This window comes from Yimella sp. RIT 621 (assembly GCF_004146205.1).
Taxonomy (GTDB): Bacteria; Actinomycetota; Actinomycetes; order Actinomycetales; family Dermatophilaceae; genus Yimella; species Yimella lutea.
Genome location: NZ_SEIP01000005.1, coordinates 93,107 through 104,965, shown reverse-complemented (window position 1 = coordinate 104,965; position 11,859 = coordinate 93,107). Strand labels below are relative to the sequence as shown.

General features: G+C 66.1%; 12 protein-coding genes and 1 tRNA gene. 2 read left to right on the top strand and 11 right to left on the bottom strand.

Going from position 1 to position 11,859, the window contains the following annotated elements:
• Window positions 1-17 precede the first annotated feature (17 nt).
• The gene (locus EU513_RS06415) at window positions 18-476 is read left to right on the top strand and encodes a PaaI family thioesterase (RefSeq protein ID WP_370447346.1); all 459 of its coding nucleotides are present in this window, start codon (window positions 18-20) and stop codon (window positions 474-476) included.
• 66 nt (window positions 477-542) lie between these two features.
• On the opposite strand, the gene EU513_RS06410 is transcribed toward EU513_RS06415, so the two are convergent.
• Window positions 543-1,133, bottom strand: a complete 591-nt coding sequence (locus tag EU513_RS06410) for a GNAT family N-acetyltransferase (RefSeq protein WP_129625061.1) — start codon at window positions 1,131-1,133, stop codon at window positions 543-545.
• 117 nt (window positions 1,134-1,250) lie between these two features.
• Between EU513_RS06410 and EU513_RS06405 the strand changes: the two genes are divergently transcribed.
• Window positions 1,251-2,030: a DUF554 domain-containing protein gene (locus EU513_RS06405; protein ID WP_129625060.1), complete on the top strand. Its 780-nt coding sequence runs from the start codon at window positions 1,251-1,253 to the stop codon at window positions 2,028-2,030.
• A gap of 67 nt (window positions 2,031-2,097) precedes the next feature.
• Here the strand turns inward: EU513_RS06405 and EU513_RS06400 are convergent, their stop codons facing one another.
• The 10 genes from EU513_RS06400 to pyk all read right to left on the bottom strand — a co-directional run bounded on the left by EU513_RS06400 (window position 2,098) and on the right by pyk (window position 11,796).
• A complete protein-coding gene (locus EU513_RS06400) occupies window positions 2,098-2,814 on the bottom strand; it encodes an ABC transporter ATP-binding protein (RefSeq protein ID WP_129625059.1) in 717 nt (238 codons plus the stop codon).
• The gene (locus EU513_RS06395; RefSeq protein WP_239702859.1) at window positions 2,801-3,619 is read right to left on the bottom strand and encodes an ABC transporter ATP-binding protein; all 819 of its coding nucleotides are present in this window, start codon (window positions 3,617-3,619) and stop codon (window positions 2,801-2,803) included. Before EU513_RS06395 ends, EU513_RS06400 begins: the two co-directional genes overlap by 14 nt.
• A 173-nt stretch (window positions 3,620-3,792) precedes the next feature.
• Complete coding sequence (locus EU513_RS06390; RefSeq protein ID WP_129625058.1) at window positions 3,793-4,962, bottom strand: branched-chain amino acid ABC transporter permease; 1,170 nt, start codon at window positions 4,960-4,962, stop codon at window positions 3,793-3,795.
• A gap of 58 nt (window positions 4,963-5,020) precedes the next feature.
• Window positions 5,021-6,049 carry a branched-chain amino acid ABC transporter permease gene (locus tag EU513_RS06385; protein ID WP_129625057.1) on the bottom strand — a complete coding sequence of 343 codons (1,029 nt, stop codon included), beginning with the start codon at window positions 6,047-6,049 and terminating at the stop codon, window positions 5,021-5,023.
• Window positions 6,050-6,138: 89 nt separating this feature from the next.
• A complete protein-coding gene (locus EU513_RS06380) occupies window positions 6,139-7,365 on the bottom strand; it encodes a branched-chain amino acid ABC transporter substrate-binding protein (protein ID WP_240795947.1) in 1,227 nt (408 codons plus the stop codon).
• A gap of 206 nt (window positions 7,366-7,571) precedes the next feature.
• The gene (locus tag EU513_RS06375; RefSeq protein ID WP_129625055.1) at window positions 7,572-8,189 is read right to left on the bottom strand and encodes an ANTAR domain-containing response regulator; all 618 of its coding nucleotides are present in this window, start codon (window positions 8,187-8,189) and stop codon (window positions 7,572-7,574) included.
• Window positions 8,190-8,274: 85 nt separating this feature from the next.
• Window positions 8,275-9,327 (bottom strand): DUF695 domain-containing protein, encoded by a 1,053-nt coding sequence (locus EU513_RS06370; protein WP_141928689.1) that lies wholly within the window; start codon window positions 9,325-9,327, stop codon window positions 8,275-8,277.
• Window positions 9,328-9,454: 127 nt separating this feature from the next.
• Window positions 9,455-10,003: an NADPH-dependent FMN reductase gene (locus EU513_RS06365; protein WP_129625053.1), complete on the bottom strand. Its 549-nt coding sequence runs from the start codon at window positions 10,001-10,003 to the stop codon at window positions 9,455-9,457.
• A 200-nt stretch (window positions 10,004-10,203) separates the two neighbouring features.
• Window positions 10,204-10,286 (bottom strand) — tRNA-Leu (locus tag EU513_RS06360).
• 40 nt (window positions 10,287-10,326) lie between these two features.
• Window positions 10,327-11,796, bottom strand: a complete 1,470-nt coding sequence (gene pyk / locus EU513_RS06355) for a pyruvate kinase (RefSeq protein ID WP_129625052.1) — start codon at window positions 11,794-11,796, stop codon at window positions 10,327-10,329.
• Window positions 11,797-11,859 lie beyond the last annotated feature (63 nt).

Sequence of the window (11,859 nt, the reverse complement as noted above, 5' to 3'; positions counted from 1 at the left end):
ATGGCAGCCTAAGCCCCATGACCGACAACCACGCCGCCCCCACCACCTCCTCGATGTCCGACCCGGAGATGGTCGAACTGTTCAACACGATGAACGCCGGAACGCTCGTTGAACGGATGGGGATCGAGTTCCTCGAAGCCTCCCCGCAACGGGTCGTGGCCCGGATGCCGGTGGAGGGAAACACCCAGCCCTACGGCCTGCTGCACGGCGGCGCGAGCGTCGTCCTGGCCGAGACGGTCGGATCGGTGGGCTCGGCCCTGCAAGCCGGCGAAGGACGCGCCGCGGTTGGGCTGGACATCAACGCGACCCATCACCGCGGCGTCCGCAGCGGATTCGTCACCGCCACGGCGACGGCGATCTCGCTCGGCCGCACGGTGGCGTCCTACGACGTCGCGATCACAGACGACGAGGGCCGCCGGGTCTGCACCAGCCGCATCACGTGCATGCTGCGTGACGCGCCGACCAAGGCACAGTGACGCCCTAACAGGGCGAAAGTCCGCAGAACTCGCGGGTCAAGGCGCGGGTTCTGCGGACTTTTGCGTTCAGCCTGCGTTGCGGGCGGTCGCGGTCTTGGTGCGGGCGCGGCCACGGATGGAACGGCGCAGCCGGACGACGGACTGTCCGCCCGCCCGCTCGGCCGCGAGTTCGGGCTCGAGATGGCGACGCAGCGCGGCCACCGAGGTCGATCGCAGGGTGGTCGTGCTGGCGAACCCGAGCCGGGCGAAGAATCGGTTGATGTCACGCTGCGCAGCAGGCACCGCAGCGGTGACGACGCCGGCCCCGATGCTCTCGGCGGCGAGCGGGACGACGGCCAGCAGGGAGCGTGCCACGCCGGTGCGCCGGTGCGCGGGAAGCACGTACATCTGATCGATCCAGACGGACGTCTCGTCACTCATCGAGCTCATCGGGTTGCGCAACAGCACCAGGTAGCCGGTGGCCTCGGTCCCGTTGTGCGCCAAGAAGATTCGCACGTCCTTGTGCTCGACGGCGTCCCGCAGCCGGCCGTCGCGAACCATCCGGGCAGCCCATTCACGGGTCTGCCCGGCAGACACCCGGTAGTCGATCCACAACTGCTCGAGGTCCACCAGGTCGGCCGAGCCAGGACGCACCGCACGCACGGACGAACGCGCCACTTCGTGTCTTCTCCGGATCGTTGAGGGTTCACCTTCCGACCGGAACAGTACGCCTGTTCAGTTCGGCGTGGAACAAGAATCCGACAGATTGCTCCCGTCGGACTACCGTTACCGCTCGTGAGCGCAGTCTTTCCTGGCCTCGGCACGGTCATCAACGTCGCGACGGTCGTCATCGGTGCCGTGTTGGGGATGCTTGTGGGGCACCGGCTTTCCGAACACACCCGCTCCGTGGTCACCGACTGTCTCGGCCTGGTCACTCTGCTGACGGCAGGTCTGAACGCGATGATGGTGACGGACATCGGCCTGACCGATGCCGTCGGCAGCGGTGCTCCCCTGATGATCGTGCTCGGGGCGTTGCTCATCGGCGGGATCGCGGGCAGCATCCTGCGGATCGAGGACCGACTGGAATCGGTGGCCGGGCGCATCCAGTCCCGGATCGCCGGCCGGATGCCGAAGGAGCAGATCGACGCCGATGCCGGCTCGGCTCGCGAGCGCTTCATCGAGGGCTGGATGACCGCGTCCCTGTTGTTCTGCGTCGGGCCACTCACCATCCTCGGTTCCCTGAACGACGGACTCGGACGCGGCATCGACCAACTCGTGCTGAAGTCCGTCCTGGACGGTTTCGCGGCGATGGCCTTCGCGTCGACCTTCGGCATCGGCGTCCTGATGTCGGCGGTCTCGGTGGCGATCGTCCAGGGAGGACTCACGCTCGCCGGGTTCCTTCTCGGCTCCGTGCTGCCCGACCCCCATATCGCAGCACTGACAGCCACCGGTGGGGTCATGTTGATCGCGATCGGCTTGCGGCTGTTGAACATCCGTCAGATCGCGGTCGGAGACATGCTGCCGGCGTTGATCGTCGCTCCCCTGTTGACCCAACTCGTCATCGCGCTGCGTTGACGAATGCGAAAGTCCGCGGAACCGGCGACCCGACGTCGTGGTTCCGCGGACTTTCGCATCGAGTGGGTCAGTCGGCGCCCAGGTAGGCAGCCTTCACCGCGGGGTCGGCGGCGAGCTCGGCGCCGGCGCCCTCGCGGGTGATGTAGCCAGTTTCGAGCACGTACGCCCGGTGGGCGATCTTGAGCGCCTGGTTGGCGTTCTGCTCCACGACCAGCACCGTGGTGCCCTGGCTGTTGACTTCCTTGATGATGTTGAAGATCTGCTTGATGTACTGCGGGGCGAGGCCCATCGAGGGTTCGTCGAGCAGCAGCAGCTTCGGACGGGCCATCAGCGCGCGGCCGATGGCGAGCATCTGCTGCTCGCCACCGGACATCGTGCCGCCGGCCTGCTTCTCGCGCTCCTTCAACCGCGGGAACAACGTGAAGACCCGTTCGAGGTCCTGGTCGTACTCCTTCTGGTTCTTCTTGCGCGCGTACGCACCCATGTCGAGGTTGTCCAGCACGGTCATCGCCGGGAACACACCGCGCCCTTCGGGGGTGAGAGACATGCCGAGGCCGACCCGGGAGTGACCGGGGACCTTGGTGATGTCCTTGCCGTCGAAGGTGATCGAGCCGGACGAGGAGTTGAGCAAGCCGGCGATGGCACGCATCGTCGTCGTCTTACCGGCACCGTTGGCGCCGATCAGCGACACGATCTCGCCCTCGTTCACGTCGATCGAGATGCCGTGCAGCGCCTGGATCCTGCCGTAGTGGACCCCGAGGTCCTTGATCTCAAGCAACGCCATCTTCGTCGTCCTCCACTCCCAGGTACGCAGCGATGACGGCCGGGTCGGCCTGGATCGCCTTCGGTACGTCATCGGCGATCTTCTTGCCGAACTCCAGCACCACGATGCGGTCACAGACACCCATGACCAGCTTCATGTCGTGCTCGATGAGCAGCACCGTGTAACCCTCGTCCCGAATGGTGCGGATGAGCTCCATGAGCTCTTCCTTCTCCGCCGGGTTGAAGCCCGCGGCCGGCTCGTCGAGACACAGCAGCTTCGGCTCGGTCGCCAGGGCGCGCGCAATCTCCAGACGGCGTTGGTAGCCGTAGGGAAGGTTGCGCGACAGTTCCTGGGCCTTGTCCGCAATGCCGACGAACTCCAGCAGCGCCATGCCGTGCTCGATCGCCGACTTCTCCTCACGGATGTGCCGTGGCGAACGCACGAGTGCGCCGAAGACGCTGGTCTTGTGCCGGGCGTCCAGACCGACGACGACATTCTCCAGAGCGGTCATCTCACCGAACAGGCGGATGTTCTGGAAAGTGCGGGCGAAGCCGGCGCGGGTGATCGCGTTCTTCTTCAGACCAAGCACCGACTTGCCCTCGAGCAACACACCTCCGCTCGCCGGCTTGTAGACACCCGTCATGGCGTTGAAGCAGGTCGTCTTTCCGGCACCGTTCGGGCCGATCAGACCGAGGATCTCGCCGCGCTTGATGTCGAACGAGACGCTGTCGAGGGCGGTCAGACCACCGAACTTGACCGTCAGGTTGTCGATCTCGACCAGCTTCTCGCCGACCTCGACCGCGATCGTGCGGTCGAGCTCGACGATCTGTGCCGCCTCCGAATCCGGCGGCGGCGGGGGCGCCGGGTGCGCGTCCTCGTCCAGCAGATCGTGCTCGTTCTCCGGTTCGCCCTTGCCCAGACCGAGGTGGCCGGGCGTGTACGTCTGGCGTTCGGGACCGTCGCCGGGCTCCCCGCCGATCACGTTGTGGGTGTTCTCGCTCACGAGGTGGCCTCCTGCTCTGTGCCGTGTCCTGGGTCCCGGCGCAACCGTGCCGCTACGCGCTTGGCCTTCTTGCCGTACGCGAGCAGGTGGTTACGGGCACCGAACAGACCCTGCGGTCGGAAGATCATGATCAGCACCAGCAGGATGCCGAACACGAGGTACTTCTGCTCCGCGATGAAGATGAATCGAATCGGCAAGTAAGACACCAGGATTCCACCCAGGACCGCTCCGAACTTGTTACCGGCACCGCCCATGACGACAGCCGCGATGAACAACATGGAGGTCGCCACATCGAACTTCTGGTTGTTCACGAAGCCGACCTGACCGGCGAAGATCGCACCGGACAGACCACCGAGCGCCGCGCCGAGACAGAACGCCCACATCTTGAACTTGAAGGTCGGCACGCCCATCACCTCGGCGGCGTCCTCGTCCTCACGGATGGCGATCCAGGCACGACCCACGCGCGAGCGCTCGAGGTTGCCCAGCAGCAGCATCACGATGATGATCACCGTCAGGATCAGCCAGTACCAAGCGGTTCCGTTGCTCTGGACGAAGATCGGCACGCCTTTGTCATCGGTGCCCGGGGGGCGACCGATGCTCTGGAAGCCGGTATTGCCCTTCAGCGCCGGGATGATCGTCGCCAGCAGGCGGATGATCTCTCCGAAGCCGAGGGTCACGATCGCCAGGTAGTCACCGCGCAGGCGCAGCGTCGGGATGCCGATCAACATGCCGACGATGCCGGTCACGATCATCGCCAGCGGCAAAGTGGCCAGGTAAGGGATCTTCACCATGGTGGAGTCCGGGCTGGTCCACAGCGCCGCGACGTACGACCCGACCGCGAAGAAGCCGATGTACCCCAGGTCGAGCAGACCGGCCTGACCGACCACGACGTTGAGGCCGAGCGCGACGAGCGCGAACCGGGCCGCGTCGAAGCAGGCCAGCGGGAAGTTGTAACCGGCGCTCTCGGTGGACAGCAGCGGCGGATTGAGGATCGGTAGCAGGTAGAGCAGCGCTACTGCGACCGCGAGGACGCACCACTGCTGCCAGCGCTCCAGACCGTTCCACCAGCGGGACAGCCCCTCGAAGCGAGTCGGTTTGCGGGTCTCTTCCGATTGCTCGTCGGCCTTGGCCTGGGACGCGGCTGCGTCCGGGATCGGGGTGCTCATCGGGGTCCTCGCAACGTATCGGAGCGACGCAGAAGCGTAGAACTTCGTGGAGTGATTCTCATGCGCGTACCTTCCCCAGGTTGGATCCGAGGATGCCGTCGGGGCGAACCATCAGCACCATGATCAGGATGACGAACGAGACGACGTCGATCCACTGAGCACTACCCAGGAGCCACGCGCCGTAGTTGCCGATGACGCCGAGCAGCAGACCACCGAGCAGCGCTCCACGGATGTTGCCGATACCACCGAGCACGGCGGCGGTGAAGGCCTTGATGCCGAGGATGAATCCGCCGTTGTACTGGACGCCGGCGGGCACCTTCATCACGTAGAACAGTGCGGCTGCGCCGGCGAGGGCACCACCGATGACGAACGTGATCATGATGATGCGCTCGCGGTTGACGCCCATGAGGGTTGCGGTGTCGGGATCCTGCGCAACGGCACGCACGCCACGTCCGACGCGCGTGTGCCGGATCAGCTGGTCGACCGCAACCATCATCAGCACCGCTGCGCCGACGATGATCAGCGACGACAGCGGGATGGTGGAGCCGAAGACCTCGAAGATCGCCTCGTCCTTGAACATCGTCACCGAGGGCTCCGCGACGGCGCCGCGCCACCAGAAGAACGCGTATTGGATGACGAAGGACATGCCGATCGCGGTGATCAGGAAGACCAGGCGGGGGGCATTGCGGGCCCGCAACGGTTTGTAAGCGATGCGTTCGACCGCGAGCGCGACCAGCGCGGATACCACCATCGCGATGACCAACGCCAGCAGCAGGTTGCCGATGATGGCCGGCCATCCCAGATTGGGGACGGACGCTCCGAAGCCGAGCGCGGTGAGGGTGAACACCACCGCGTAGGCGCCGGCGATGAAGACCTCGGAGTGGGCGAAGTTGATCAGGTTCAGGACGCCGTACACCAGGGTGTAGCCCAGGGCGACCAGCGCGTAGATGGCGCCGAAGGTGAGGCCGTCGAAGGTGGCGTTCCAGAAGTTGTCGGCCAGTTCCTGCCAGTGGAAGCTGATCCAGGTGTTCTCGTCGGCGGACGCGAGCGCGGACAGCGCGGGCACCACCGAATGGAGGGCTGTCATGCAAGCCTCATTTCATGAAACCGGGCGAGGGCCCGTCCGCGGTTGCAGACAAGCCCTCGCTCGTTGGTGGATTCGGACCGATCTCGAAATCAGTCCAGCTTGCCGACAGAAACGATCTTGCCGCCGTCGACCTTGTAGCCGTAGACGGCCAGGTCGGACAGCTCACCCTTGTCGTCCCACTTGACCTTCTTGCTCAGGCCCTGACCGTCGTAGGTCTTGACGAAGTTGAGCAGCTTGGGACGGTCGGTGTTGCCCTTCTGCAGACCGGCCAGCAGGATCGCCGCCGCGTCGTAGGACTCGACCGAGTACGTACCGGGGGCCGCGTTGGCGACACCCTTGTACGCCGAGGCGAATTCGGGGATCAGTTCACCGGGGATGCAGGGGCAGGTGAAGTAGGCGTTCTTGCTCGAGTCACCGGACAACTTGATGAACTGGTCGTCCTTGACGCCATCGGGTCCGATGAAGGCACCCTTGAAGCCCTTGGCGACGAGCTGCTGGTTCAGCGGCGCACCCTCGGCGTAGTAGCCGGCGTAGAAGATCGCGTCAGCCTTGGAGTTGACGATCTTCTGGACGGTGGAGCTGAAGTCCTTCTGCTTGGTGGTGACCTTGTCCTCACCGGCGAGCAGCTTCTTCTCGGTGAGCGCCTTCTTGGCGGTGCCACCCAGGCCGATGCCGTAGTCGGAGTCGTCCATGACCAGGTAGACCTTCTTGGCGCCGAGCTTCTCGGCCAGGATGGCCGCAGCCGGACCCTGGACGTTGTCGTTGCCCAGGCCACGGAAGAAGGTCTTCCAGCCGTTGCCCGTCAGTCCCGGGTTGGTCGCGGACGGGGTGATGTGGACGAGGCCCGCCTGCTCGAAGATCGCGCCGGTGGCCTTGCTCTCACCCGAGAAGGGCAGACCGATGACACCGACGATGTTCTTGTCGCCGACGGCCTGGGTGACCGGGCCGGTGGCCTTGGTGGGGTCGCCCTCGGTGTCGTACTTCTTGAACTGCACCTGGCAGTCCTTGTTCGACTTGTTGTGCTCGTTGATCGCGAGCTGGACGCCGTTGTACTCGTTGATGCCGAGCTGGGCGTTGTCGCCGGTCATCGCACCGATGAAGGCGATCGTGGTGCCGGCGGCGCACTTGGCCTTGCCGTCACCGGCAGCCTTCAGCGCGTCCTTCGGAACGTCGATGCTGGTCTGGGCCTGAAGGGTCTTCAGACCCTCGGCGCCACCGCCACCGCCGCCCTCGTTGCCGCCTTCCTCGTTGGCGCAACCGGCGATGGTCAGGGACAAAGCGGCGAGAGCCGCCGCAGTCTTCAGAGTCCGGGACACAGTGAAGTCCTCCATAGGTCATGCGAGTGCCACCGCGGCACGTGCGCTGATCGCCCGCCGTCCGCACGGGAATCGCGCGCCTGTCGGGCGTTCGGAACACTAATGCGGTGCGACACGGGCCGCACCGGGATCAGCGGAATGAAGCCTGTTCGTTACCAAGCGTCCGGAGCGAAGCCGCAGTGGGACGGATGCCCGGAACGGCTTCGTCAGCGCTTGGGCTGCGCGGCGCCGGCGACGACGGCGTCCGCCACCTCACGCATGCCGAGACGACGGTCCATGGCGGCCTTCTGGATCCACCGGAAGGCCTCGGCCTCGTCGAGATCGAGCGACTTCATCAGCACGCCCTTGGCCTTGTCCACAGCCTTGCGGGTCTCCAACCGCTCGAACAGGTCGGCGACCTCGGACTCCAGCGCCTTGCGCTCGGCCCAACGGCCGGCCGCGACGGTGATCGCCGGGCGCAGGTCGTCCGCGGTGAACGGTTTGAGCACGTAGGCCATGACGCCGGCTTCCGAGGCCCGCTCGACGAGCTCCTTGTCGCTGAACGCGGTCAGCATCACGACCGGCGCCAGTCCTGCGCCGCCGATCTCCTGTGCAGCGCTGATGCCGTCCAGGCGTGGCATCTTCACGTCCATCACGACGAGGTCCGGGCGCAGTTCGCCGACCAACTCCACGGCCTTGCGACCGTCGCCGGCCTCGCCGATGACGTCGTGTCCGGCCTCCCGCAACATCTCCACCAGATCCAGCCGGATGATCGCTTCGTCCTCGGCGACCACGATGCGCAGCGGGGCGGACACGCCGGCAGGAACGGCGGCAGTTTCAGGCATGGGGCCAGGGTATCGAGGCCGAGCCCCCGGCTCGACCCGGAAGGGATCGGGGCAGCTGTGAGATCCGTCGCGGATCGGCGTGAACTCAGCCCCGCAGGTGGGCCACGTTGGCCCAGCCCGGGTCGTCCTCGATGTGGGTCTCCACCCGACCCGGACGGCCGGACGCCGCAGCCTCCAGTTGCGCTGCACCGGTCCGGGTCGAGTCGACGTAGAAGTGGTACTGGCACCGGGATCCGGCCATGACGATCGCGACCAGCTCACCTTGGCCCTCGAGCCGCTCCGACAGGTGATCACGGAACGCCATCAGGTCACGCTGCACCGTTTCGTCGGGCAGACCTTCGGCGTCGCCGGTGTAGGTCACGCTGATCGTCACGCTCTGGTCGAGCGTGGGTGCGGACGCGGCCGCGAGCGGCACGCGGGCGAGCACCCGCACCGGTCCGATCTGGCTGACGCCTTCCAGCGCCACCCAGGAGTTGGCGCCCTCGAACTCCTGCGCCATGTCCCGCACGACAGCGCGCAGACCGGAGAGGCCGAAACCGTCCATCGGTGGAACGAGGCTCGGGTGAAGTTCGCCGATCCAGGTCTCGGTCATCGTCTCCCCCACGGCGGCGTCGACCGCCAGGAAGCAGAACGTGGTTCGCCCTTGCTCCCCCAGTTCCTCAAGACGAGGGTGGTGTACCTGGACGTCGACACGAGTACCCGAACGTCGCACGCCGACCCGGGTCTCGTTCAATGCGAGCTCGATCGAGTCCAGTTTCAGGACGGAGTCGGACAGGTCGAGCATGGGCGGACGCGCGTCGGCGTACGACCAGAACACGTCCGACTCCGGTGCGCCTTCCAGCCATCGTCGTGCCGTCGAACGCAACGCGGGGTCGCCGTCGGCGGTCACGACGAGCTTGTGCATGGACTCATCGCCCTTCGCGAACTCCCAGGACAGTTCGCCGGCGACCGCTTCGACCTGGCCGGTCATGTCGGCGACGATGCGCCCGGGGTCGCCCTCGGCGAGGGCGCTGCTGCTGCGCGCCATTCCTTCGTCGGTCCACCATGCCCAGAAGCGAGCGATCGCCTCAGCCTGTCGCGCGGTCTGGCGTGCCGCCTGGTTGTCGCGACCCTTGCCGCGTCCGCCGAAGAGTCCCACGAGCGTCCTTCCGTTCGGTCGACTCAACGCTAGCCGAGCGCGGCGGCGGACTGTCGGCGGACACAGGAAGGCCCGCGAACGCCCAGGGGGGGTCGACGTTCGCGGGCCGGTCTGTGGGGCTGCCGGATCAGGCAGCCGGCTGCTGCTGGCTCTGCTTCTGGGCCATCGCGGAGAGCGCCAGACGAAGTCGGTCGGCATTGTCCTCACCGACGGTGAGTTCGCCCTCGGGCGTGAGGTCGGCGTTGAAGACCAGGTTGATCTGGTCCACGACGTCGGCCTTGACATGCGTGAGCACCTCGGCCAATGCCTGGGTCGCCTGCGCGGCGCCGCTCCAGCCGTAGCCCACCAGGGCGATCGGCTTGGCGTGCCACTCGGCGTACAGGAAGTCGATCGCGTTCTTGATCGACGCCGGGAAGCTCTTGTTGTACTGCGGGGTGACGACGACGAGCGCGTCGACGCCGGAAACCTGCTCGGCCCATTCCTTGGTGTGCGGCAGCGCGTAGTTGCCGTTCGCCGGCATGTCGACCTCGTCCAGGAAGGGCAGCGCGATCTGCGACAGGTCGAGCAGCTCGACCTCCCACTCCCCTGCCGGGACGACCGAATCCACCCAGGCAGCAACCTTCGGACCGATGCGGGCCGGACGGGTGCTGGAGACGACGATGCCGAGCTTCTTCATGGACGTGTCAACGACTTCGTCGGCCGGCATCTTCCGTGAGGCGTCGGTGGTTTACATCACGTCGAGGTGATCATCTCAGGCGGTTCCGTGTCGCCTTCCGGCGGCGGGGTTTTCGTTTGCCTCGGTCATCAAACGGGCTTTGGACCGGGGTGGACACGAATCGGGGCGAACCCCCATGGGATTCGCCCCGATTCGAGAAGTGCCGGGAGCGGGACTTGAACCCGCACGCCCTTTCGAGCAACGCATTTTGAGTGCGCCGTGTCTGCCATTCCACCACCCCGGCAGTGGACCGCCGCGCCACTATACGTCAGTGGAGCGACCGCTCACGAATCGGTTTCGCCCTCCTGGTGGAAGCCGTACGCCGGAGCCACGCCGTTCTTGGCGTCGCCGATCTTGTGCACGCGAATCGCGTTGGTGGAGCCGGGGATTCCGGGCGGGGAACCGGCGACGATGATCACCAGGTCGCCTTCCTCGCAGTACCCGTCGGCGATCAGGGTCTCGTCGACCTGCATCGCCATCTGGTCGGTGTGCATGACGGCCGGCACCAGGAAGGTCTCGACGCCCCAGACGAGCGCGAGTTCCGAGCGGGTCAGCTGCACCGGGGTGAACGCCAGGATCGGGATCTCGTTGCGCAGCCGGGCCAGTCGCTTGGTGGACCCGCCGGTGGTGGTGAAGGTGACCAGATACTTCACGTCCAGTTGGTTGCCGATATCGGACGCCGCCTTGCAGACCGCGTCACCCATCGTCCGGACGATGCCGTCCGGCAGCGGCGGGATGCGGTCGAATCCGTTCGTCTCGGTGCTCTCGATGATGCGAGCCATCGTCTTGACCGCCTCGACCGGCCACGCTCCCATCGAGGTCTCCCCCGAGAGCATGATCGCGTCGGCGCCGTCGAGCACAGCATTGGCACAGTCGCTGGCCTCCGCGCGGGTCGGGCGGTGATTCTCGATCATCGACTCCAGCACCTGGGTCGCGACGATGACCGGCTTGGACGCCATCCGGGACAACTCGACCGCGCGCTTCTGCACGATCGGCACGTCCTCCAGCGGCAACTCGACACCGAGGTCACCACGCGCCACCATCACACCGTCGAAGGCCTCGATGATGGCCTCGAGGTTCTCGACCGCCTGCGGCTTCTCGATCTTCGCGACGACCGGGCGGGTCTCACCCTCCTCGTCCATGATCTCGTGCACGCGGTCGATGTCGCCGGCGTCCCGCACGAACGACAGCGCGATGATGTCGCAGCCCTGGCGCAACGCCCAGCGCAGGTCGTCCTCGTCCTTCTCCGACAGCGCGGGCACACTCACCGCGACGCCGGGAAGGTTGATGCCCTTGTTGTTGGAGATCCTTCCGCCCTCGACGACGGTGGTCACCACGTCGGTGTCGGTCACCTCGATCGCGCGCAGCTCGATCTTGCCGTCGTCGATCAGGATGCGGTCGCCGGCTTCGACATCGCCGGGCAGGCCCTTGTAGGTCGTGGACACCCGTTCCTGATCGCCGTCGACGTCGTCCACGGTGATCGTGAAGGTGTCGCCCTTCTCGACCGTGATCGGGCCGCCGGAGAAGCGTGCGGTGCGGATCTTCGGGCCCTGCAGGTCGGCGAGGATCGCGACCGCGTGACCTTCGGCGTCACTCGCCTCGCGCACCCAGGTGTACATCTGGGCGTGGTCCTCGTGGCTGCCGTGCGACAGGTTCAATCGCGCGACGTCGAGGCCGGCGTGGACAAGTTCGGTGAGCTTCTCGTGACTGGCGACTGCAGGACCCATGGTGGCGACGATCTTCGCTCTGCGCATGACGCAACCCTAGCGATTGTTCGAACAAGCCACGATTTACGCTCAGTGACCGGAAAGTAGCTT

Bases quoted from the DNA above. Each gene is read 5' to 3' on its own strand.
- EU513_RS06415 (WP_370447346.1), top strand. From the start codon at position 18: ATGACCGACAACCACGCCGCCCCCACCACCTCCTCGATGTCCGACCCG.
- EU513_RS06400 (WP_129625059.1), bottom strand. From the start codon at position 2,814: ATGGCGTTGCTTGAGATCAAGGACCTCGGGGTCCACTACGGCAGGATC.
- EU513_RS06390 (WP_129625058.1), bottom strand. From the start codon at position 4,962: ATGAGCACCCCGATCCCGGACGCAGCCGCGTCCCAGGCCAAGGCCGAC.
- EU513_RS06385 (WP_129625057.1), bottom strand. From the start codon at position 6,049: ATGACAGCCCTCCATTCGGTGGTGCCCGCGCTGTCCGCGCTCGCGTCC.
- EU513_RS06375 (WP_129625055.1), bottom strand. From the start codon at position 8,189: ATGCCTGAAACTGCCGCCGTTCCTGCCGGCGTGTCCGCCCCGCTGCGC.
- EU513_RS06365 (WP_129625053.1), bottom strand. From the start codon at position 10,003: ATGAAGAAGCTCGGCATCGTCGTCTCCAGCACCCGTCCGGCCCGCATC.
- pyk (WP_129625052.1), bottom strand. From the start codon at position 11,796: ATGCGCAGAGCGAAGATCGTCGCCACCATGGGTCCTGCAGTCGCCAGT.